Annotated in this window: 23 protein-coding genes; 10 read left to right on the top strand and 13 right to left on the bottom strand. The window is 69.7% G+C overall.

Annotated features, from left to right (window positions below):
• Positions 1–247 precede the first annotated feature (247 nt).
• The 8 genes from FL344_RS24060 to FL344_RS24095 all read right to left on the bottom strand — a co-directional run bounded on the left by FL344_RS24060 (position 248) and on the right by FL344_RS24095 (position 8,360).
• Positions 248–583, bottom strand: coding sequence for a hypothetical protein (locus FL344_RS24060; RefSeq protein WP_141620160.1), 336 nt, complete (start codon positions 581–583; stop codon positions 248–250).
• Between the two features lie 20 nt (positions 584–603).
• Positions 604–1,830 carry an ROK family transcriptional regulator gene (locus FL344_RS24065; protein WP_141620161.1) on the bottom strand — a complete coding sequence of 409 codons (1,227 nt, stop codon included), beginning with the start codon at positions 1,828–1,830 and terminating at the stop codon, positions 604–606.
• A gap of 40 nt (positions 1,831–1,870) precedes the next feature.
• On the bottom strand, positions 1,871–2,209 hold the full coding sequence (locus FL344_RS24070) for a hypothetical protein (RefSeq protein WP_228565323.1): 339 nt from the start codon (positions 2,207–2,209) through the stop codon (positions 1,871–1,873).
• A gap of 72 nt (positions 2,210–2,281) precedes the next feature.
• A complete protein-coding gene (locus FL344_RS24075; protein WP_141620162.1) occupies positions 2,282–4,291 on the bottom strand; it encodes a TonB-dependent siderophore receptor in 2,010 nt (669 codons plus the stop codon).
• A 53-nt stretch (positions 4,292–4,344) separates the two neighbouring features.
• The gene (locus tag FL344_RS24080) at positions 4,345–5,409 is read right to left on the bottom strand and encodes a PEGA domain-containing protein (RefSeq protein ID WP_141620163.1); all 1,065 of its coding nucleotides are present in this window, start codon (positions 5,407–5,409) and stop codon (positions 4,345–4,347) included.
• Positions 5,410–5,451: 42 nt separating this feature from the next.
• The gene (locus FL344_RS24085; protein WP_255508246.1) at positions 5,452–6,567 is read right to left on the bottom strand and encodes a serine/threonine-protein kinase; all 1,116 of its coding nucleotides are present in this window, start codon (positions 6,565–6,567) and stop codon (positions 5,452–5,454) included.
• A 179-nt stretch (positions 6,568–6,746) separates the two neighbouring features.
• Entirely contained in the window at positions 6,747–7,469 is a 723-nt protein-coding gene (locus FL344_RS24090) for a DUF1629 domain-containing protein (RefSeq protein WP_141592686.1), read from the bottom strand.
• A gap of 183 nt (positions 7,470–7,652) precedes the next feature.
• The gene (locus tag FL344_RS24095; protein WP_141592685.1) at positions 7,653–8,360 is read right to left on the bottom strand and encodes a UDP-2,3-diacylglucosamine diphosphatase; all 708 of its coding nucleotides are present in this window, start codon (positions 8,358–8,360) and stop codon (positions 7,653–7,655) included.
• 344 nt (positions 8,361–8,704) lie between these two features.
• Here FL344_RS24095 and FL344_RS24100 point away from each other — a divergent pair, with 344 nt between their 5' ends.
• Together FL344_RS24100 and FL344_RS24105 are read left to right on the top strand one after the other, a co-directional pair.
• Entirely contained in the window at positions 8,705–9,670 is a 966-nt protein-coding gene (locus tag FL344_RS24100) for an SPFH domain-containing protein (protein ID WP_194863230.1), read from the top strand.
• Positions 9,671–9,686: 16 nt separating this feature from the next.
• Positions 9,687–10,607, top strand: coding sequence for an NAD+ kinase (locus tag FL344_RS24105; RefSeq protein WP_141620166.1), 921 nt, complete (start codon positions 9,687–9,689; stop codon positions 10,605–10,607).
• A gap of 54 nt (positions 10,608–10,661) precedes the next feature.
• Here the strand turns inward: FL344_RS24105 and FL344_RS24110 are convergent, their stop codons facing one another.
• Positions 10,662–11,102: a protease gene (locus FL344_RS24110; RefSeq protein ID WP_228565324.1), complete on the bottom strand. Its 441-nt coding sequence runs from the start codon at positions 11,100–11,102 to the stop codon at positions 10,662–10,664.
• A gap of 612 nt (positions 11,103–11,714) precedes the next feature.
• Here FL344_RS24110 and FL344_RS24115 point away from each other — a divergent pair.
• A complete protein-coding gene (locus FL344_RS24115) occupies positions 11,715–12,674 on the top strand; it encodes a hypothetical protein (protein WP_228565325.1) in 960 nt (319 codons plus the stop codon).
• A 58-nt stretch (positions 12,675–12,732) separates the two neighbouring features.
• Here FL344_RS24115 and FL344_RS24120 read toward each other — a convergent pair whose 3' ends face one another.
• A complete protein-coding gene (locus FL344_RS24120) occupies positions 12,733–13,236 on the bottom strand; it encodes a peroxiredoxin (RefSeq protein ID WP_090488292.1) in 504 nt (167 codons plus the stop codon).
• A gap of 428 nt (positions 13,237–13,664) precedes the next feature.
• Between FL344_RS24120 and FL344_RS24125 the strand changes: the two genes are divergently transcribed.
• The 7 genes from FL344_RS24125 (at position 13,665) to FL344_RS24155 (ending at position 18,864) form a co-directional block, all read left to right on the top strand.
• Complete coding sequence (locus FL344_RS24125; RefSeq protein ID WP_011556465.1) at positions 13,665–14,084, top strand: PTS sugar transporter subunit IIA; 420 nt, start codon at positions 13,665–13,667, stop codon at positions 14,082–14,084.
• A 33-nt stretch (positions 14,085–14,117) separates the two neighbouring features.
• Entirely contained in the window at positions 14,118–14,603 is a 486-nt protein-coding gene (locus FL344_RS24130) for a PTS sugar transporter subunit IIB (RefSeq protein WP_141257940.1), read from the top strand.
• 4 nt (positions 14,604–14,607) lie between these two features.
• Positions 14,608–15,324 (top strand): PTS sugar transporter subunit IIC, encoded by a 717-nt coding sequence (locus FL344_RS24135; protein WP_141592680.1) that lies wholly within the window; start codon positions 14,608–14,610, stop codon positions 15,322–15,324.
• Positions 15,321–16,088, top strand: a complete 768-nt coding sequence (locus tag FL344_RS24140; RefSeq protein ID WP_141592679.1) for a PTS system mannose/fructose/sorbose family transporter subunit IID — start codon at positions 15,321–15,323, stop codon at positions 16,086–16,088. The genes FL344_RS24135 and FL344_RS24140 overlap by 4 nt, the downstream gene beginning before the upstream one ends.
• A gap of 17 nt (positions 16,089–16,105) precedes the next feature.
• Positions 16,106–16,384 (top strand): HPr family phosphocarrier protein, encoded by a 279-nt coding sequence (locus FL344_RS24145; protein ID WP_002633201.1) that lies wholly within the window; start codon positions 16,106–16,108, stop codon positions 16,382–16,384.
• Positions 16,385–16,430: 46 nt separating this feature from the next.
• Positions 16,431–18,284, top strand: a complete 1,854-nt coding sequence (ptsP, locus tag FL344_RS24150) for a phosphoenolpyruvate--protein phosphotransferase (RefSeq protein WP_141620169.1) — start codon at positions 16,431–16,433, stop codon at positions 18,282–18,284.
• 133 nt (positions 18,285–18,417) lie between these two features.
• Positions 18,418–18,864, top strand: coding sequence for a hypothetical protein (locus tag FL344_RS24155; protein ID WP_228565326.1), 447 nt, complete (start codon positions 18,418–18,420; stop codon positions 18,862–18,864).
• Positions 18,865–18,885: 21 nt separating this feature from the next.
• Here FL344_RS24155 and rpsN read toward each other — a convergent pair whose 3' ends face one another.
• From rpsN to FL344_RS24170, 3 genes are all read right to left on the bottom strand, one after another.
• Positions 18,886–19,191 carry a 30S ribosomal protein S14 gene (gene rpsN / locus FL344_RS24160; protein WP_141620171.1) on the bottom strand — a complete coding sequence of 102 codons (306 nt, stop codon included), beginning with the start codon at positions 19,189–19,191 and terminating at the stop codon, positions 18,886–18,888.
• A 193-nt stretch (positions 19,192–19,384) separates the two neighbouring features.
• Positions 19,385–19,621, bottom strand: coding sequence for a 50S ribosomal protein L28 (gene rpmB / locus FL344_RS24165; protein ID WP_011556457.1), 237 nt, complete (start codon positions 19,619–19,621; stop codon positions 19,385–19,387).
• A gap of 11 nt (positions 19,622–19,632) precedes the next feature.
• On the bottom strand, positions 19,633–20,258 hold a 626-nt coding region (locus FL344_RS24170; protein ID WP_141620172.1), incomplete at its 5' end, for a DUF1826 domain-containing protein.

Genomic DNA, 20,258 nt, shown 5'->3' on the forward strand with positions numbered 1-20,258 from the left:
CCTCCCCTGGGATGCCGTTGGGTGACGCTGGTGGTGGATTGTCTTTGGGGTCGTTGGTGACATTCGGTCCATTGTCGGCACAGCCCGACAAGACAAGGCACATCGAGACACACGCCACTCCTAGGCGATACATGCGCATGAGTTCCCACGCTGAAAGGTGATGAGGGACAACTGGCGCGGGAGTCTCGGGGAAGTCAGGCGATGCCTGCAACTCAACGCAAGGAAGGTCCATCTTTCCGCCGGGGCTTCAATTCGAAACCCTGGCGGAAAGCGGACGTGCTCCGCAGGAGTCGCAGCCGTGGTTGCCCTTGAAGACGAGCACCTTGCCGCTGTCTGGATAGAACAGCACTGCCCAGGCCGCGTTGTCGTGGCAGTTGTAGCAGGGCACTTCGTACGTTGAAATCGAGGCCTGCACTTCGCTGCCGCCGGCAAAGGCATCCACCGCGGCCAGCAGTGGGTCTCCGTTCCGCCAGGGATTGAAGAACAGCACCTGCGACAAGCCGCTGCGGTGTTGAACGCCTGCTGCTCGTTTTCCCCGGCTGGCGGCCGGGTCACTGGCGAGGCCCGTCAGGGCCAGGGCCACGGGGAGGAGGCCCTGGCGCGTCATGCAGGTTTGCCGATGTGTTGGAGGGGGAAGAGGGTTCGGTCACGCAGCGCCGCCTGGAGCACCAGGGTGGCCGCGCCCACGGCGATGGCGCGGTCTCCCAGCGCGGAGGTGACGATGCGCGTCTCCGCCATGGAGGTGGACAGCGCCCGCTGGCGCACCGACGCGCGGAGCGGGTCCAGCAGCAGGTCTCCCACCGACGAGATTTCACCGCCGAGCACGACGATGGCTGGGTTGAGCAGGTTCAGCAGACCGGCCACGGCGATGCCCAGGTAGTGCCCGAGCCCGTCGATGACCTGACACGCGGCGGGTTCACCCGCCCGCGCGCCTTCCACCAGCTCGCGCACCGTGAGGGCGCGCTTGTCCTTGCGGCCCATCAGCTCCCGCGCGCGCTCCAGCAGGGCCGCGGACCCGATGAGCGTGACGAGGCAGCCGCGCAGGCCGCACACGCACTGCGGTCCGGAGGAGTCCACCGCCAGGTGGCTGATTTCGCCCGCGGTGCCGCCCGCGCCACGGTAGACGTCGCCGTGGATGATGTGGCCGGAGCCGATGCCCGTGGCCAGCTTGATGTACGCCAGGTCCTCGCCGTTGACGCCCGCGCCCCAGTAGCACTCCGACAGCGCGCCCAGGTTCGCATCGTTGTCCACGAACACCGGCAGGCCGAACGCGCTCCGCAGCGACTCCTGCACGTCGTAGTCGCGCCAGGCCGGCACCAGCAGCGGGGACAGCTTTCCGGGCGCGGACGGGTGGACGGGGCTGGGCACGGCGATGCCCATACCCGCCACGGAGCGGCGCGGTACGCGTTCGGCGTCCAGGACCTCCTGGACCAGCTCGCGCACCTTCTGGAGTGTGCCCTTGGGGTCCTCACGGACAGCATGGCTGGCGTGCCGGTACGCGCGCACCCGGCCGCGCAGGTCGGTGAGCGCGGCCGTCACGTGGGTGGCGCCCATCTCCACGCCGATGAGGCCGAACGCGTCATCGCAGAAGCCGATGAGGGTGGGGCGACGGCCGCCCCGGGACACCCCGGCGCCAATGCTGCGCACCAGGCCGGAGCGCTCCAGGTCCGCCACGATGGCGGAGACGGTCGACGGACTGAGCTCCGTCCGCCGGGCGATCTCCGCCCGGGAAATCTGACGCTCGCGCCAGATCATGTTGAGCAGCAGGCTACTGTTCTGCGCGCGCATGCCCGCCGCATCGACCGTCGTCACCGCCGTTCCCACTCGCATCGTCCTCTCGCTCCGTTCCGCCGCGAGGAGGGGGTGGGTGTCAGTGCCAGTGGAGGTCGTCGATGAAGAAGACGAGCGGAGTCGTCCTCCCATCGGCGGTCCATCCGAAGCCACCCACCACCTGTCCATCCCGGACGCGGCTGATGTCGATTGTGTACTGGGTCGGGGTGGTGGTGAGCGCCACGTTCGCTTCTTTCACCCCGAAACCGTCGGCGGCGTTCATTCCCACCACGAAGGAGACGATTTCGCCGCCCTCCGTGCCCCTGGCGTAGACGGACACGGTGTTGGCGCCGTCCGGGACGCGGAAGCCGGGTTGGTCTCCCCAGGTGCCTTCCGGGTACTGCCAGTACACTGTGACAGTCCATTCCCTGTGACGCATTGCTGTAAAGGCAGACGGCCCACCCTCCCGAGGGAAGGCGGGCCGTGGCGGACGTCAGCCTTGGGCGTGCTGTTATTCGTCGCTGACAGGGTCCAGCAGGTAACTGATGCGCACCATGAACTCGCGGGAGAAGACAGGCATGGGCGCGTGGCCGCCGTTGTAGGGCTGGGCGATGCGGAAGTTCGTGCCGGTCAGGTTGTAGACGCCCGCGCCAATCTCCAGTCCGCGCGTGCCCACGTCCTGCGCGCGCACGAAGAGGTTGAGCAGTAGCTGCGTGGGGAGCTCCTCTACCGCCGCGTTGCCCTCGTCATCCGGCACGTCCACGGCGTAGCGCTTGCCCACGAGGACGGCGGTGGGGCTGACGGTGAACCAGGGCAGCACCTTGATGCTGCCGGTGAGCGCGGCCTTGTGAGTGGGCATGCCCGTGAAGGCGTTGGGCTGTCCGGGCACCTGGTAGTCCTCCACGTCATTGCGGCCTGACGGCGTGTAGAACGAATAGTTGAGGGCGGCGCGGCCCCAGCTTCCGCGCACGTGGTAGTCCAGCTCGACGCCGCGGCTGCCCAGGCGTCCGAGGTTCCGGTAGGCCTCCGTGTTCGTCACCGCGTCGTATGAATAGATGATGGGGTCCGCCACGCCCATGTCGAAGGCGTTGGCGCTCAGCGCGTGGCCTTCTCCCATGCGCAGCGTGCCCTCCAACTCGAGCACGGTGGTGCGCTCGGGCCGGACGTCGGCGCCCAGGCTGATGTTCTCGATGCTCGGCGCGCGGAAGGCGCGGCTGAACAAGGCCTTGCCGCTGAACGGCCCGAAGCTGCGCAGCAGCACCAGCCGCGGCACGAAGGACTCACCGAAGGCGCTGTGGTTCTCCACGCGCGCGCCAGCCACCACGTTGACGAACGGATTGACGGAGAAGGCCTCCACGAAGCCCGCCAGATTCACGTAGGAGACGCTGTCGGCCTCCTCGGGGCCGAAGCCCGTCTGGAGGCCCACGCCCACCGGGCCGTTGACCCACCCCTGGTCGGACGTCACATCCACGCCGCCGGTGAGTTGCAGCCAGTCCAGCGCCGCCCAGCGCGCCAGCGTCCGCCCTCGCAGGCGCAGCACCTGCTTGTCGTAGAAGAAGGGCGAATCCTGGTCCGAGTCACTGAAGGGCTTGGAGAAGGTGAGGTTGAGGCGGGGGATGATTTCCACCCGCTCGTCCGGGCGGAACCTGTCGCTCAGCTCCGCGTGGAGGGACTCGAAGTCGGTGGGCGCGGGCGCTTCCAACACCTCGTCGAAGGCGACAATGGCGGAGGTGCCATAGCGCTGGTACAGCACGCTGAGCTGCAGGTCCTTGTAGCCCACGCCCGCCTGCACCATCGTCGGGTCCAGCCGCGAGTTGCCGCCCAGCTGCGCGGAGTTGCCGAAGAAGTCCTGGAAGACGCCGCTGCTGCGCTGGGCCTGCGACAGTCCGGCGGACGCGAAGATGCTCAGGCCCGGCGCGGACTCGAAGACCTTGCGGCCGGAGACGGTGAGCCCCCGCCGGCCGTTCACGCTGCCCATCTGCCCGTACATGCCGGACACCATCAGGTCCGTGCTGCCCTGGACGCCGCGCGTGACGACGTTGATGACGGCGAGCTCCGCGTTGCCGCCGTAGATGACGGAGCCGGGGCCGCGCACCACTTCGATGCGTTCGATGAGCTCGATGGGGAACTCGTTGCCCAACTGCATCGTGGAGTAGAGCTGCTCGTTCATCTCCTTGCCGTCCACGACGAGCAGCACCTTGCCCTCGTAGCCCCACAGGCCGCGGAAGCCGGGGCCGACCGCGCCCTGGGTGTCTACGCCGAAGAAGAAGCCCGGAATCTGCAGCAGCAGGTCCATCAAGTCGCGGGCGCCGGAGTTGCGAATCTCCTCCGCGTTCATCGCCGTGACGACGGCGGGGGATTCCTGGAGCCGGGTGACGGCGAAGGAGGCCACCTGGCTGTGAACCTCCGGCTCCTCGTCACCCAGGCTCCCCGCGTCGGTGTCCTGGGCGAGCGCGGGACTGGCGCACAGGAGGAGCAGGGCTCCGATGGAAGGTTCGGACCACCTACGGCAGCGGCGCATATCGACCTCGATGCGGAAAGGGAGCGCGGCTCGCCGCGCGAACGGCCTTCAGGTCAGCGGATGCGGACGGCGGTGCTCTGGTCCGCCACGACGTCGACGGTCAGCTTCCGCTTCACCACGCCATTGACGCGGACCTCCACGCGCGCGGGCCCCGCGGGAAGTCCCTGGGCGACGAGCGGCGGGAAGCCATACGGCCGGTTGTTGATCCACACCTCGCCGTAGAGGCCGGGAGACGTCACATCCAGGCGGCCCTTGCCCGTCGCCGTGGGAGCGGCGGTGGCCACGGACGGCTCGGCGGTGGGAGGCGACTCGGCGCGCGCCGCGGTGGCAGCGGGACTGGTGGGCGCGGGCGTGGCGGCGGGAGGCGGCGCCTCCACGGAGGCCGGTGCGGTCGCCGTGGGCCTTGGCGCGGGAGCGAGCTCGGCGGTGAGGTCGCGGTTGAGGGAGCGCACGTCGTCCTCGCCCAACTGCACCGTCTCCTCGGCCAGCGTGCGCTCACCCTGCGCGAGCGCCACGCGGTACGTTCCCGCGCGCAGCGGCAGCCGCGCCGGCGTGAGGTCCATGGGCTTGCCGTCCACCCGCACCATCAGCCCGGGGGGCGTGGACGTCACCAGCAGCAACCCGCCGCGTGTCTCGTCCGTGGAAGCGGACTCCTGGCGAGGCTGCGCCCGGGCTGTGCCGCGCGCCGGGCGTGTGCGCTGGACGGAGCGGGCGGGAGCCGGCGTGGGCTCGCGTTGGGCGCGGGCCTGCTCGCCTTGCTGACGCGCCTGCTCTCGCGTTCGCAATTCGGCCGCGATGCGGAGCAGCTCCACGAGGTCGCCCTGGTCGTCCTTGCGCAACCGCAGCGCCTCTGTGAAGTCGGAGACGGCCGCGTCGTAGTCGCGGTCCTCCAGCGCGGCCAGTCCCGCGGCGCGACGGGCCCGGGCCAGGCCGTCGTTCGGGTCCTCTCGCGGAGGTGCCTCGGGCGTGGTGGGCGGCGCGGCGGGCGGCGTGTGGGTGATGGCGCCCGGCGTGGCCTGGGGGGCGCTGTCGCGCCGGCTTCGCACCACGCGGTAGGCCACCGCGTTGGCGGCGAGCGTGCCCAGGATGATGACGGCAATCCACGTCTTCTGTTTCATCAGGGTCTCGTTGCCGCGCCGTCAGCGCCGGGCGGCAGCCGCTCAAGGGGCCAGTAACCAGAACAGCGCTGTGCCCAGGGCCGCGCAGCCCGCGGCCAGGGCGATTCCCCACGGAAAGCCTTGGGCGCCCGTGTCGAGCGGCACCTCCACGGCGCCATGCGCCCGCGTTGCGGCGGAGGTGCTGCTCAGCTCTCGCTTGGGCTCGGCGCTGGGGGCGGGCGTCCGGCCCGTGGCGGAGTTGCTGCCATGGGAGGTGCTGGAGGCGGGCAGCGCGGTGGGCGGCTGGCCCGTGATGCTGGGGGGAAACAGCTCGGCGACGAGCGCCGCCATCTCATGCGTTCCCGACGCCCACTGCTGGGCGGCGCGGAAGCGCTCCAGGTCGTCACGCAGCTCCCGGGCGCTCTGGTATCGCGCGGAGGGGTCCTTCTGCAGCAGGCGGAGGATGATGCGCTCCAGCTCCGCGGGGAAGTCGGGCGTCCCCTCCGACGGCGGCGGCACGTTCGCCTGGGACGCGGCCATGATGGTGGCCTCCAGCGTGTCGCGCTTGAACAGGCGGCGCCCGGTGGCTGCCTCGTAGAGGACGATGCCCAGCGAATACAGGTCGGAGCGGTGGTCCAGCTCCTGGCTGGTGATCTGCTCCGGGGACATGTACGGGTACTTGCCCTTCACCACCCCGGCGACGGTGCGCTCCGCGTTGACGGCGCTCTTCACGATGCCGAAGTCCGCCAGCTTGATGATGCCGTCGCGCGACACCAGCACGTTGCCCGGCGTGACGTCGCGGTGCACCAGCATGAGGGGCGTTCCATCCGGCAGCGTCTTCGCGTGCGCGTACGCGAGCGCGTCCGCCACCGCGAGCCCCACGTCCACCGCCACGCGAGTCCCCACCACCCGGCCGCTCCGGAGGGCCTGTCGCAGCAGCCGGTCCAACGAGTGGCCCTGAATCCACTCCATGGCCAGGTAGTACTGGCCGTCCACCCGCCCGAAGTCGAAGACCTGCACGATGTTCGGGTGCGTCAGCAGCGCGGCGACCTTCGCCTCGTCCGCGAACATGCGGCTGAACGACTCCAGGCTGGCGTACTCCGGCAGGACGCGCTTGATGACGCAGGACTTGGAGAACCCGTCGGGGCCGTCGATGGAGGCCAGATAGAGCTGGGCCATCCCGCCGGTCGCCAGCTGCTGGACAAGCCTGTACTTGCCGAAAGAGCTGTCCTCGTTGTCCAACGTCGTCCCCAGGTATTTGCTGGAAAACGAGGAAGATATTGTTAGTGCCCCTACCCCACAAGTTTCCAGCCAGGTGGCAACTCTGTTGCAACCGCGGGGCTGGAGGCGGCGTGGGCTCAGCGGCGCTTGGGCCGGGACTTCTTGGCGGCTGTCTTCTTCCGGCGGGGCTTGCGCGGCGGCTTCGTCACCTCGGCGAAGCGCGCGCCCGCGATGCCGGCATGCTCCAGGGCCTCCTTGATGCCCTCGGACACGATGAGGCTCACCGGCCAGCCCCAGGTGCGGAACACCCGGGCGCCGTTCGTCTTCGTGGGATCGACCCGGAGTCCGCGGACGTTGCGGTAGTGCCCTACGCGCTCGGGGAGTCCGTCCTCGGCGGTGTAGTGGATGACCTCCTCGCAGGCCCGGTCGTCGATGCAGCGCACCAGCCGGGTGGCGACGAGAATGAAGTGGGGCTCGTCGCGGTCCTCCACCTCCACAGGCAGCAGCTGCACGTCATCGGGGGCCAGCTCCCGGAAGACAGAGGCCACCCGCGCGGAGACGACGGGGGTGAGCCCCGCGCCCGCGAGCGAGAAGTCCAGCGGCAGTCCGGGCGGCGTCACCGCCAGGCGCAGCTTGCCCACGCTCCGCACCCGGGCGCCGGAGGTGAAGAGCCAGACGGAGTCCAGCTTCCGGCGGACATCCACCGCCACCGGGTCGCTCAGCTCGGGCCGGCCGGGAATGCGGAAGTCGTCGTGGAGGTCGAAGTAGCGCGTCAGCCGGGAGGTGCGTGGCGGTGAGCGGCGCGCGGCCGGCTTCTTCGTCCGGGGCCGCCCGTCAGCGGCCACGTCTGAGAGGAGCATCTGCCGGGGGGCACCCGGCGTGGGGCCGGGGCCTCTTATCGGGGAGCGTCGCGTCAGGACGCGGAGCGCCTCGGTGAGCCGCCTGAACATTCGCCAATGTTACTTCCCCTGCCCGCGTCATGGGGGAGGAAGAAGCGGCGGACCGGGCTCCTGCCGCCTTCCTGCCCGCCCGCGGTCCTGCGGCTACCAGGTGGTGTGCAGCGAGTAGCTCGCGGCCCGGGTGTCCAGGCTGAGGAAGGAGAACTGCCCCTCCGAGCACGTGCCGCTGTTGAGGAACAGCTTGCTGCCGTGCTCCACCCGCAGGCCCAGGTGGGTGTGGCCGGTGACGACGACGTCCGCGTGATGCGCGTTGGCCCGCTCCATGGCCCAGCGCTGGAAGGTGCACCGCGCCGGGTCCGGCAGCGCGTTGGTGATTTTCAAGTCCAGCGCCTGGAACCAGCGGAACATCGCCCGCATCCGCATCCGCCGCAGCCACGCCCCGGCCCACACCGCCGCCTCCGACAGCAGGCGCGCCTTGCGAATCATCCAGTCGTGGTGGTGTCCGTGGGTGAACAGCATCCGCACGCCGTCCGCCTCCAGAATCATCTGGTCGGGCGCCCCCAGCACGGTGCCCGCCACCAGGTCGTGGTTGCCGTGGATGTAGTGGTAGCGCGGCAGCTCGAAGCGCCGGACGATTTCCGGGTGCGCCGCGCGGGCCGCTAGCAGCTCGGCCACCTTCCGCCCCGGCGTGCGCGGGGTGAGCGTTTCGAAGATGTCCCCGAGCAGCACGATGCGCTCGAAGTTGCCTTCCAAGAAACGGAGGAACCGCAGGAAGCCGGAGTCGTCGTGCCCGAAGTGGTCGGCGGCATCACGCCGCCCGAGATGTAGGTCCGAAATCACCGCGATCCGCATGCGCTCTCCCAAAGTGCCCTGGAAAGGTAGGGACTGCGTGCGGCAGCGGAATGGTCGGCGCGCGAAAATCTCGCTGCAACCGGATGCCATTCGTGTGTCGCCACGATGCACCTTTCCTCTTGGCCCGGCATCACTGGAGCCAGATCCGGGGCTCCCGCCACCCTGCGCACGACCGGCGCATTCGTCCATGAGACCTGTGTGCTTTGTGTCGCGGCGCGGATGAACCGCGTTTCGGCACCGGACATCCGCGGGCCCGCATCTCGCGCTTCCGCACATTGACTTGAATTCGTGTCCATTTGACACTAACTATGTGTCCTAGAGACACGAAGTGGGGCGGAGGGCCCATGGTCATCGGCTACATGAAGGCGGCACCGACGACGTACGTGATGCAGTTCAAGGCGGGAAAGGTGGTCCGGGAGGGGGCGGGGCTCTCGTTCTTCTACTGGAAGCCGTCGGCGACGCTGGTGTCGGTGCCGCTGTCCAGCGCGGACGTGCCCTTCGTCTTCAACGAAGTCACACGGGACTTCCAGGCGGTGACGCTGCAAGGGCAGCTCACGTGGCGCGTCACCGACCCGCGCCGGCTTGCATCGTTGCTGGACTACTCCTTGGCCCCCACGGGGCGCTACCACTCGGACGACCCGGAGAAGCTCGAGGAGCGGCTGGTGCAGGTGGCGCAGGTGCGGGCGCGCTCGGTGGTGCAGGGGCTGACGCTGCGCGAGGTGCTGGTGCGCTCGGACGCCATCGAGCAGCAGGTGCTCGCGGCCCTGGCCGTGGCGGAGCCGGTGAAGGCGCTGGGCGTGGAGGTCATGGCCTTCTCGCTGCTGTCGGTGAAGCCGGCGCCGGAGATGGCGCGGGCGCTGGAGGCCGAGGCGCGCGAGGCGCTGCAACGCAACGCGGATGAGGCCATTTACGCGCGCCGCAACGCCGCGGTGGAGCAGGAGCGGCGCATCAAGGAGAGCGAGCTGGCCACGGAGCTGGCGGTGGAGGCGCGGCAGCGGCAGATTCGCGAGGCGAAGATGGCCGCGGACATCGCCGTGGAGGAGCAGCGCGCCGAGCTGATGACGCGCTGGAGCGACAACGAGCGCCAGGCCGCGGACGCCCGCGCGTACGCGCTGGAGAAGACGCTGGCCCCCGTGCGTGGGGTGGATTGGAAGACGCTGATGGCCACGTCGGCCAGTGGCGGGGACCCGGCGCTCAACATCGCCCTGGCCTTCCGGGAGATGGCGGAGAACGCGCAGCGCATCGGCGAGCTGAACGTGTCGCCGGACCTCCTGCAGTCGCTGGTGGGCGCGGCGGGCCGCGAGCGCTGAAGCCGGGGAGGGGACCATGTACGAGAAAATCGTGCTCGTCACCCGCCGCACGCGCATGGCGGGCCTGGTGGAGCGCTTCAACACCAAGAAGCAGGCGAAGTTCTACGTGGAGCACGCGGGGCAGGACTTCGATGAGTTCACCCGCGAGGACGAAACGTACCGGTGCAACGTGGACGCGCTGCGGGAGTCGCTGTCCTTCGGGCTGCCGGTGCAGCAGGTGGACCGGAACCTGGTGCCCACCTTCCTCTTCACCGGCAAGGAGGTGGTGGTCGTCGCGGGGCAGGATGGGCTGGTGGCGAACGTGGCGAAGTACGTGGGGGAGCAGCCGCTGGTGGGCGTGAATCCGGACCCGGAGCGCTTCGACGGCGTGCTGTTGCCCCATTCGGTTTCGGGGGCGCGCGGGGCGGTGCGGCGCGTGTTGGAGGGCAAGGCGGCCTTCAAGCGCGTGACGTTGGCGGAGGCGCGGCTGGATGATGGGCAGCGGCTGCTGGCCTTCAATGACTTGTTCATCGGGGCGCGCTCCCACGTGTCCGCGCGCTACCGGCTGCGCACCGGGGACCAGGAGGAGTCCCAGTCCTCCAGCGGCGTGGTGGTGTCCACGGGCGCGGGCGCCACCGGGTGGTTGTCCTCCATCTTCAACCTGGCGCGAGGCGTGACGGCCCACGCGGGTGGCGTGCCGTGCGCGCCCGTGCGCCTGGGCTGGGAGGACCCGCAGCTGATTTTCGTGGTGCGCGAACCCTTCGCCAGCCGTCACTCGGGCGCCAGCCTGGTGATGGGCGACGTGACGGAGGAGCGCGAGCTGGTGCTGGAGTCGCGAATGGCGTCGGAGGGCGTCATCTTCAGCGACGGCGTGGAGGAGGATTTCCTCCGCTTCGGCGCGGGTGCCACCGCGCGCATCCGCCCCGCGCGGCAGCGTGCCATGTTGGTGGCGGGCTGACGGCGCGCCACCCCGCGCGGAAGCACGGTCCGCGCGAGGCTCGCGTCCTGGCCGTCAGGGCGTGACGGTGACCTCCACCGCGGGGCATGGCACTTCCGCCGGGCGGAATCCGCCATTCGGAGCGGGCACCGGTTCGCCTTCCCGGGCGACGTCCATCAGCGGGCCTCGGAACGCGATGCGGTACGTTCCCGGCGCCTGCAAGTCATAGAAGCGAGCGATGTCCACCTTGCCTTCCACCGACGTGCCGGGGGAGAGGGCGACGTAGCTGTCGGCCGTGGGCGGCCCGCGCTTCGCCATGGGCCCCCGGTACTCGAGCGAGTCACCGTCACGGGACACGTCGAAGATGTTGTTGCGTACGCCCTCCAGCGGCGTGTGCCAGCCGAGCACGCGCAGGGATTGCGCCGTGGGATTGCTGAGCTCGAACACCAGCTCCACGGGTTCGCCCGCGCTCACCCGCGCCGGGCCGCTCAGCGTGCACGTCAAGGTCGTTGCCATGGCTTGGGTCTCCTGAGCCGCTTCAGCGGATGGCGCGACGACGTCCTGCCGCGCCGCGCACGCGCTGCCCAGCATTCCCAGGGACAGCGCTGCGACGCCCCACCGCCTACCGGAAGAGTTGAACATGGGCCCACGATAACGCGCCTGGAACGCGCGCAGCCCGGTGTTCTGCGTGCCGAAGCCGTGGCCGTCCTTCGCGGCGCAATCCCTGCGCACGGAAGCGGTGTGCCGCCACGTCACGCGGGGTGGGCATAGGTGACGAGCAGCATCACCACGCCCACCACCTTCAGGGCTATCAACAGGCCCATGTTGAGCACCACTTCGTCGAAAAAGTTCTCATCGGGGAACATCATGACGGCGCTCCTTCCGCCTCGCGTGAATCGCGAGACAGAAAGGCATTGAGCAAGGCCTGGGCCAACGCGCGTCCTCGCACGGCGGAGACGTGCTTCCTGTGTCCATCCCTCTGGGAGCGCTGGCGTTTTCGCCCAAGTGAAATGACGTGGTGACCCACGCGGTCAGCCGCGTCCGTCCGCGCATGGGATTCACGCGTGCGGTGCTGGCACCCGTACGAAGCGTATCGGAACGCCGTGCGGGCCCCCTAGGATGCGGGCCATGCGAACGCTCATCTCCTCCCTTGTCTGCCTGCTGATGTCGGCGTGTGCCCATGCGCCGGCCTCCGCTCCCGAATCCGCGCCGCCCGCCGAGGCCCCCGCGGCCACGCCGCCCGCTGAAGCCCCGGCGACCCCCACGCCCGTCGCGGGGCTGCCCCACATGGAGCCGCCCGCCGCGCCGATGCCCGGCTGGGTGCAGGTGCGCAAGGCGGATGCGTTGTCGCGGGAAGAGAAGTTCGCGGAAGCGCTGGCGCTCTATGAAGAGGCCCTGGACGCGGGGAATCGGGACCCGTACGCCGCGTACTCCGCGGCGTGTTCGGCGGCCCGGCTCGGACGGAAGGACGTCGCGCTGCGCAGGTTGGCCCAGTCCGTGGACCTGGGCTTCCGGGACGTGGGGTGGTTGTTGCAGGACTCGGACCTGGAGCCGCTGCGCGAGGAGCTGGTGTACCTCGCGCAGGTGGAGCGCATCACCACGCTCCCGGACCCCCATCCCACCTCGAGTTCAGAGCTGAAGACGCTCTTCGTGGAGGACCAGATGGACCGTCAGAGGCCGCTCGAAGGGGCGGACGCGTGGAAGCGGGTCGCCGAGCGGGATGCGCAGCGGCGCGAGCGCGTGAAGGCCATGCTGGCCGAAGGCGCGTTGAAGGAAGGCGCGGACTTCCTGTCCGCGGGGTTCATCTTCCAGCACGGCAACACGCCGGAGGACTACGCCATGGCAAGGCAGATGGGAGCGGAGGCCGCGAAGCGAGGTCACCCGCGCGGCCTGTGGCTGGCCGCGGCGGCCTGGGACCGCTGGCTGATGAACGCCAACCTTCCGCAGCGCTTCGGCACCCAGTACCGCATCAACCCGGAATCGAAGGAGATGACGCTCCACCCGGTGGACCCCAACGTCACGGACGAGGAGCGCGCGCGCTGGGGCTTCCCGCCGCTCGCGGAGATTCCGACCGTCCTGCAGCGCTAGCCGCAGCGGTGCTCCGGGACGCTGGGGCCCGGAGCCACCTCGCGTACCCCTCCGCTCGCTACTTCGCGGCGGAGGCCGGCGCGCCACCTTCCTGCGCCAGCGCGCGCACCAGTTCGAGCGCGCGCCGTACGTGCTCGCTGACGCGAATCTGCGACTCGAAGCTGTCGCGGACGATGCCCGACCGGTCCACTACGAAGGTCACCCGTCCGGGCAGCAGGCCCAGGAACGACGAGGACACGCCGAAGGCCTCACGCGCCTCGCCGCGCGCGTCGCTGAGCAGCTTGAAGGGCAGCCGGTGCTTCGCCGCGAAGCCCTCGTGCGAGCCCACCGAATCACCGCTGATGCCCACCACCTCCGCGCCCGCGGCGACGAAGTCCTCGTACTGGTCCCTCAGTCCACAGGCCTGCGCCGTGCAACCGGGCGAGTCGTCCTTCGGATAGAAGTAGACGACCAATACCTTCTGACCCACCAGGTCTCGCAGCCGCACCGACTGCCCACCCGCGCCGGTGAGGGTGATGTCCGGTACCGCATCGCCTTGCTTCAGCAGCTTCGTCTTGGCCATGACGTCCTCGCGTCGCCCCGGAGTCTGGCCGGTGCGTTCAACGCCGGCCTCATCCCATCTGGCCCGCCGCATCCCCACAAGTAATCCGCCGTGCCGAAAACGGGCGTCAAAGACGACCTCTGGATGCCTGCTTGCCTCTCGGGCGGTTGATACGGCGCCTAATGATGGGCGTCCTTCTCGACGCACCCTGGAAGTCGCCAGCGCATCTCATAGAGTGTGGGGAAGCGGTGTCGCTCCCCCGTCCGGCAGGCGACAGCCCTGTGCGCGGCCGGACCCGAAATTTCGGGCACCATCGCTGGGGTCGTCTTAGCTTTCGAGGCGGGAAGAGACAGCTTAGGTCAGAGGTCAGGGCGGAAACTTTCGCCGGAGTTGCGCGCCGCACGGTTCAGGCGTAGGACGCAGCTTCGGGGGGTTGGTCAGGAGCGGACATGGTCGGCCTCGTCGTCGCAGCGCACGGACGTCTGGCGGAGGAGCTGGTCTCCACCGCGGAGCAGATCGTGGGAGAGCTTCCCGCGGTGGCAGCCTGTAACATCGAGCCTGGAACTCCTGTCGAGGACATCCGGGCGAAGATGAAGCAAGCGATCGCCCGCGTGGATGAGGGTGCGGGTGTCATCATCCTGGCCGACCTCTTCGGAGGTACGCCCTGTAAGGAGTCGCTGATGATGTGTCAGCGAATGAATGTGGAGGTCCTTGCTGGCGTCAACCTGCCCATGCTGCTGAAGGCGAACTCGCTCCGTTCGGAGCAGTTGTCGCTACCGGAGATGGCCAACCAGCTGGCTTCGCACGGCCAGCGCAACATCACCTGCGCATCCGCCCTGCTTCGCGAGGCACAGCAGCCGCGAACTTGACGGACCCGCGCGGGTCGGCGATTCGAGACTGCCGTGATCACCCTGGTCCGCGTCGACAACCGCCTCATCCATGGTCAGGTCGTCGAGGCCTGGCTCCCGTTCCTCAAAGTCTCCCGGGTGGTCGTGGCGGATGACGAGGCGGCTTCCAGTCCTCTCATCCGCGCCGCCATGGCCCTGGCCGTCCAGAGCGCCATCGAGGTGCAGATTCTGCCCCTATCCCAGGTGGACTTCGCCGCCCTGTCCAAGGACGGTGTGCGCACCCTGGTGTTGCTGAGGGATGTCGCCTCGGTGCCCTTCGCGCATGCGCACGGGCTGGCCATGGATGAGCTGAATCTGGGCAACGTACACTTCGGCACCGGCCGCAGGCAGGTCTCCCCGTCCGTCTTCCTGGCGGAGGCCGAGCTGACGACGCTCCAGCAACTGGCCGACCAGGGCGTCCGGGTGACGGCCCGCGCGGTGCCCGCCGAGAAGCCCGTGGACCTGCCGGACCTCCGCGAGCGGTGGGCGAAGGCCGGGTGAGCGCGTGAGCGTCGTCTGGACCCAGGTGGCGCTTGCGGGACTGTGGGGCGGACTGGTGGCATTGGAACGCAAGGCGTTCCTCCAGGCCATGATGTCCCGGCCCCTGGTCGCAGCCACGGTCATGGGCGCACTGCTCGATGACGTGGCATCGGGTCTGGCCATCGGCATGCTCCTGGAGTTGTTCTTCCTGGGCACCGCCAACCTGGGCGCCGCGCTGCCGGAGAACGACACCCTGGCGGCCACCGGCACCAGCGCCGCCGCGGCCACGTTGTCCGCGGCCACGGGCGCGGGCTCCACGCCGGCCATCTGGTCGCTCGCCGTGCTGCTCTTCATCGGCCTGGGACGCGTGGGCCGCAAGGGTGACCGGCTGCTGGAGGGCTACACGGCGCGGCTGGCCCGGGTGGCGCTGGCCTCCGCGGAGGCGGGGAACATCACCCGCGCCATGCGGCAGAACCTGTGGGGCATGTGGCCCCACTTCGCCGTGTACGGCACGCTCACCGCGCTCTGCGCGCTGCTGGGCTTCTTCATCGAACCGTTGCTCCAGGCGCTGCCCCCCGTGGTGGTGCGCGGGCTGGCGTGGGCCTGGCCGGCCATGGCGTCCGTGGCGGCAGCCATCGCGGCGCAGGGCAGCCACGCGCGGCGCGCGCCGCTCTTCGCGGGGCTGGGCGCGGCGGTGGTGACGGCGTCCGTCGTGTGCGTCATCCTCCTGGAGGGCCGATGAGCGCGCCCCCGGCCGCGCTGCCCTTCGGCGTGCTGCTGCGCGTCTTCCTACGCTCGCTCTTCCTCCAGGCGTCGTGGAACCCCAAGGGCATGCAGAACCTGGGGCTGGCCTACGCCGTCTATCCCGCGCTGGAGGCGCTGTACCCCCAGGGGCCCGCGCGCGAGGAGGCGGTGCGCCGGCATCTCGTCTTCTTCAACACGCACCCCTACGTCGCGGCGGCGATTGTCGGCGGCGTCATCAACCACGAGGAGCGCATTGCCCGGGGGGAGGAGACGCCGGACAAGGTGGTGGCCTTCAAGGCCGCGCTCATGGGGCCCCTGGCCGCGCTGGGGGACGGCTTCTTCTGGCTGTCCCTCAAGCCCGCGACGGGGGCGGTGAGCGCCGCGCTGGTGCCGCTGCTGGGCGTGTGGGCGGTGCCGCTGTTCCTGGCGCTCTACAATCTGGTGCACCTGCTGCTGCGGGTGCGCCTGTACTGGCTGGGCCTGACGCTGGGCGACAGGCTGGTGGAAGCAGTGGCTCGCGCCAACCTCCCCGCTCGGGGGGCCCGGCTGCGGGCGGTGGCGGCGGCGAGCGCGGGCGGTGTGGCCGCCTGGCTCGCGGTGTCATTCGGGGCCAACGCGGGTGGGCTGTATGCGCCCCTGCTGGCGGCCGGATGCCTGGCCCTGGGGGTGGCGTCCTACGTGCTGGTCAGCCGTCGGGTGCCGAACTACGTGGTGCTCTATGTCGCGGCGGGCCTGGCCTGCGTGGCGGGAGCATTCCTCTAAGGAGAGTAGGAGTCGCGATGGCAAGCGTGGTCGAAGGGACATACGAGATCATCAACGCGCTGGGGCTGCACGCCCGGGCCGCGGCGCAGATGGTCAAGGTGGCCAACCGGTTCAAGAGCGAGGTCACCATCGAAGCCCAGGGACAGCGGGCCAATGCCAAATCCATCATGGGCGTGCTGATGCTCGCCGCCGCCCAGGGCACCCAGGTGAAGCTCACCTGCAAGGGCGACGACGCGGATGCCTGTCTCCAGGAGCTGGCGAAGCTCATTGGTGACCGTTTCGGCGAGGCGCAGTGAAGGGTTGGTCGGAAAACGCGGTAGACGAACAGGATTGGAAGGAACCGTGAGCAGCCAGGCCACCCCCACTCTGAGGTTGTTGGGCATCGGCGCCTCTCCCGGCGTGGCGGTGGGGCACGCCTTCATCCTGGACCGCAAACGCATTCGCACGCCCAAGCTGCGGCTGGCGGAGGCGGAGGTCGAGCCCGAGCGGATGCGGATGAAGACAGCCATTGACCTGTCCGACCGCCAGCTCGCCGAGCTGAAGGAACAGATTACGCGCACCGAGGGCAGCGACCACGCCCTCATCCTCGAGGCGCACCGGTTGATGCTCCACGACCCCATGCTCGTGGACGAGGTGAACCGGCTCATCATCGAGGACCGCATCAACGCCGAGTGGGCCGTCCGGCGCGTGGCGCGCAAAATCAAGCACCTGTTCGACAACATCCCCGACGAGTACTTCCGCGAGCGCCGCTCGGACGTGGACTACGTCGCCGACCGAATCATCCGCAACCTGATGGGGCAGGTGGTGGATGAGGAAGTGGAGGTCCCCGCGGAGGCCATCGTCGTCGCGCACGACTTGTCTCCGGCGGACGCGGCGCTGATGGCGCGCAGCGGCCGGGTGGGGGGCTTCGTGACGGACCTGGGCGGCCAGACGAGCCACACCGCCATTGTCGCCCGCGCGCGGGAGACGCCCGCGGTGGTGGGCGCCGGCCGGGCCAGCGAACAGATTTCGCCGGGCGACCTGGTGGCCATGGATGGCATCCGGGGCGTGGTGCTGGTGAACCCCTCGGACGAGCAGCTCGCCGTCTTCCGCGAGGAGCAGCGCCGCTACCAGGAGAGCGAGCGGCTGGCCCTGGCGACCAAGGACCTGCCCGCCGTCAGCACCGACGGCTTCCAGATTCGCCTCAACGGCAACATCGAATTCCTGGAGGAAATCCCCTCGCTGCTGGCGCACGGCGCGGAGGGCATTGGCCTGTACCGCACCGAGTTCATGTTCCTGGACCGGAAGACGGCGCCCACCGAGGAGGAGCACTACCGCGCCTACCGCCAGGTGTTGGAGGCCATGGGCGGGCGCCCCGTCACCATCCGCACGTTGGATTTGGGCGGCGACAAGGTGCCGGGCAAGACGAAGCACGAGAAGGAACCCAATCCAGCCATGGGCCTGCGGGCCATCCGGTACTGCCTGTCCAACCGGGAGCTGTTCCGCACCCAGTTGCGCGCCCTGCTGCGCGCCAGCGTGCACGGCAACTTGCGGCTGATGTTCCCCCTCATCTGCGGGGTGAGTGAGCTGCGTGAGGCCCGCAGCGAGCTGGAGGCCTGCCGCACGGAGCTGGGCCGCGCGGGTGTCCCCGTGGGCAAGCGCTTCCCCGTGGGCATCATGGTGGAGACGCCCAGCGCGGCCACCATCGCCGACCGGCTGGCCCAGGAGGCGGACTTCTTCTCGGTAGGGACCAACGACCTCATCCAGTACTCGCTGGCCATCGACCGCCAGAATCGCGAGGTCGCCTACCTCTACCGGCCCCTCCACCTGTCCGTGCTCCGGCAACTGCGCGGCATCATCGACGCGGGCCGGGCGGCCAACATCCCCGTGTCCATGTGTGGGGAAATGGCGGGAGATCCGCTCTACACGCTGGTGTTGCTGGCGCTGGGCTTCGACGAGCTGTCCATGACGTCGGGGCAGATTCCGGTGGTGAAGCGCTTCCTGCGCCGGGTGAGCCGCGTGGACGCCATGGACCTGCTTCAGAACGCCATGGAGCTGACCACTGCGGAGGAAATCGAGCGCTACGTGCGCACGGAGATGGACCGCCGCTTCAGTGAGACGATGGAGCCGGGCGCGCCGGGCGTCGGGAACGCGGAGCCGGCGGACCACGAGCCCTCCGAGCATGGGGCTTCGCCCTCGGGACGGAACACGGCCTGACCCCGCGCCCGTGAGGGCGGGGTGGACGGCGGTGGCTTGCCAACATGCCTACCGGACCCGAAGGGGATTCCGGACGCGGGCCGTCGTGTGCACCTTGCCGGGACGACCACACGGGCTCGCCCCAGGAGCAAGCATGTTCAACCCCGCCAACATCCAGATGGGTATGACCGCGAGAGACCGGGACGGTGAGAAGGTGGGCACCATCATCGCCGCGGACGCGGCGGGTTTCTTCATCGGCAGGGGGCACCTTTTCACGCGCGACTGCCGGCTGTCCTTCTCGGATGTGGCGGACATCGACGGGGAGGACGTCTACCTGCGTGAGGAGTTGTCGCACCTGCCGGACCTCAAGCCGGAGGCCCTGGCACCCGCGCGGCGGACCTCCACCACGGCGGGCCTGCCGCTCCAGCACGATTTGACGGGCGGACTGGGCTGGGCGGACGACGAGACCGACGAAGAGTCCCAGGTATCGTCTCCGGCGCGGGAGCCCTCCGGCATGCAGCAGTGGGCCAGCGGGGAGGGCGAAGCGGCGCCTCGTCGCGAGGCGCCTTCCGCGGATGCGCGGCGGTACACGCACCACTGAGCGCCCCCGCCGCGGCGTTGCTCACCAGCTCGACTTGATGACGCCGGGAATCTCTCCCCGGAGCGCCTTCTCACGGAATGCGATGCGAGACAGGCCGAAGCGCCTCAGGTTGCCCCGAGGCCTTCCCGTCAGCGCGCAGCGATTCGTCACGCGGTTGGGGTTCGAGTCGCGGGGCAGTGACGCCAGCGCGTCCTGCGCCGCGCGCCTTTCTTCATGGGACAGGGTGAGGTCACGGATGCGCGCCTTCAGCGCCGCGCGGCGCTTCGCGTACTTCGCGACCAGGGCCTTGCGCTGCGCGTTGCGCGCGACCTTGCTCTTCTTCGCCATGGCTGTGTCTTTCTTTCTCAGGGGGGCGGGGGAGGGACGACGTTCAGGTGGGACGGCGGCGCCGGGGATTCGTCCGAGTCGCTCCCCCCGACGTCGACGAGCAGCGGGGGCGCGAACTCACGGCCATGAAGCCGGTGCCGCGCGGCGGCCCGGAGGCGGGGCGGCCGGGTGGGGCGTCCATCGCGCCGGCGCATCAGAGCTTCACCCCCTCCGCGAGCAGCTCCCGCACCACGCGGTCGATGCCGCGCTGGTTGATGATGCGGATGCCGTGCGTGCTCACCCGCAGCTTCACGAAGCGGTTCATGCTGGGCACCCAGAAGCGGTGCCACTGGAGGTTCGGCAGCGAGCGCCGCTTGTGCCGGTTGTTGGCGTGGGAGACGGTGTTGCCGACGAGCGGCCGCTTCCCGGTGACCTGACAGACCTTCGACATGGTGGGGTCCTCTAGAGTGCTTCGATGGAGAGAAAGAGCCGCCGCCGGCCACTGCTGGCGATGGCGGGGGAGCGGTGCACGGCGCCGTTGCCCTGATTGCCGGGCCAGGACTCGCCCTTGAGGAGCGCCACGTCGAAGCGCTCCAGCGCGTGGACGTGCGCGCCGGGCCGCGTGACGTCACCCGAGGCGCCCAGCGCGCCGCGCGCGACGTGCGCGTTCTCCAGCCATTCGGTGGCCGGCCCCGCGTAGGTGCAGAGCAGCCGGACGCCTACGCGGTCCACGTGGAAGCGCGGGCACATGTCGCTGGCCAGGATGTGAAGGCGTACGCCCAGCTCCGTCGCGCCGAACAGGTCCGTGTAGAGGTGCAGCAGGAAGTGCACGTCCGTGAGCCAGGCCTCGAAATGGGGCCCCTGGGGCAGCCCCTCCACCCGGCGCCGCAAATCCGGCGCGTCGCCTCGTACGCGGGCGATGACGTCCAGTTCGCGGGTGGCCGCCACGTCGCTGAGCCAGTGCGCCAGCGGCGCGTCCAGGCCCCGGCGCCACACGCAGAGGTTGAGGTCCTCGCGGTAGATGCCCGCGAGCTCCTCGGGCGTCCACACGAAGGCATGGGCGGGCGGAGCGGCGAGGGGGCGGAGGG

The organism is Myxococcus sp. AB036A (assembly GCF_006547355.1).
In the GTDB taxonomy this organism is placed as follows: Bacteria; Myxococcota; Myxococcia; order Myxococcales; family Myxococcaceae; genus Myxococcus; species Myxococcus virescens.

What these genes read in the sequence shown, in the direction of transcription:
- FL344_RS24065 (WP_141620161.1), bottom strand. Translation starts at nt 1,830, where the DNA reads ATGCGAGTGGGAACGGCGGTGACGACGGTCGATGCGGCGGGCATGCGC.
- FL344_RS24070 (WP_228565323.1), bottom strand. Translation starts at nt 2,209, where the DNA reads ATGCGTCACAGGGAATGGACTGTCACAGTGTACTGGCAGTACCCGGAA.
- FL344_RS24075 (WP_141620162.1), bottom strand. Translation starts at nt 4,291, where the DNA reads ATGCGCCGCTGCCGTAGGTGGTCCGAACCTTCCATCGGAGCCCTGCTC.
- FL344_RS24080 (WP_141620163.1), bottom strand. Translation starts at nt 5,409, where the DNA reads ATGAAACAGAAGACGTGGATTGCCGTCATCATCCTGGGCACGCTCGCC.
- FL344_RS24085 (WP_255508246.1), bottom strand. Translation starts at nt 6,567, where the DNA reads ATGGCCCAGCTCTATCTGGCCTCCATCGACGGCCCCGACGGGTTCTCC.
- FL344_RS24090 (WP_141592686.1), bottom strand. Translation starts at nt 7,469, where the DNA reads ATGCTCCTCTCAGACGTGGCCGCTGACGGGCGGCCCCGGACGAAGAAG.
- FL344_RS24095 (WP_141592685.1), bottom strand. Translation starts at nt 8,360, where the DNA reads ATGCGGATCGCGGTGATTTCGGACCTACATCTCGGGCGGCGTGATGCC.
- FL344_RS24100 (WP_194863230.1), top strand. Translation starts at nt 8,705, where the DNA reads ATGGTCATCGGCTACATGAAGGCGGCACCGACGACGTACGTGATGCAG.
- FL344_RS24105 (WP_141620166.1), top strand. Translation starts at nt 9,687, where the DNA reads ATGTACGAGAAAATCGTGCTCGTCACCCGCCGCACGCGCATGGCGGGC.
- FL344_RS24110 (WP_228565324.1), bottom strand. Translation starts at nt 11,102, where the DNA reads ATGGCAACGACCTTGACGTGCACGCTGAGCGGCCCGGCGCGGGTGAGC.
- FL344_RS24115 (WP_228565325.1), top strand. Translation starts at nt 11,715, where the DNA reads ATGCGAACGCTCATCTCCTCCCTTGTCTGCCTGCTGATGTCGGCGTGT.
- FL344_RS24120 (WP_090488292.1), bottom strand. Translation starts at nt 13,236, where the DNA reads ATGGCCAAGACGAAGCTGCTGAAGCAAGGCGATGCGGTACCGGACATC.
- FL344_RS24125 (WP_011556465.1), top strand. Translation starts at nt 13,665, where the DNA reads ATGGTCGGCCTCGTCGTCGCAGCGCACGGACGTCTGGCGGAGGAGCTG.
- FL344_RS24140 (WP_141592679.1), top strand. Translation starts at nt 15,321, where the DNA reads ATGAGCGCGCCCCCGGCCGCGCTGCCCTTCGGCGTGCTGCTGCGCGTC.
- FL344_RS24145 (WP_002633201.1), top strand. Translation starts at nt 16,106, where the DNA reads ATGGCAAGCGTGGTCGAAGGGACATACGAGATCATCAACGCGCTGGGG.
- FL344_RS24155 (WP_228565326.1), top strand. Translation starts at nt 18,418, where the DNA reads ATGTTCAACCCCGCCAACATCCAGATGGGTATGACCGCGAGAGACCGG.
- rpsN (WP_141620171.1), bottom strand. Translation starts at nt 19,191, where the DNA reads ATGGCGAAGAAGAGCAAGGTCGCGCGCAACGCGCAGCGCAAGGCCCTG.
- rpmB (WP_011556457.1), bottom strand. Translation starts at nt 19,621, where the DNA reads ATGTCGAAGGTCTGTCAGGTCACCGGGAAGCGGCCGCTCGTCGGCAAC.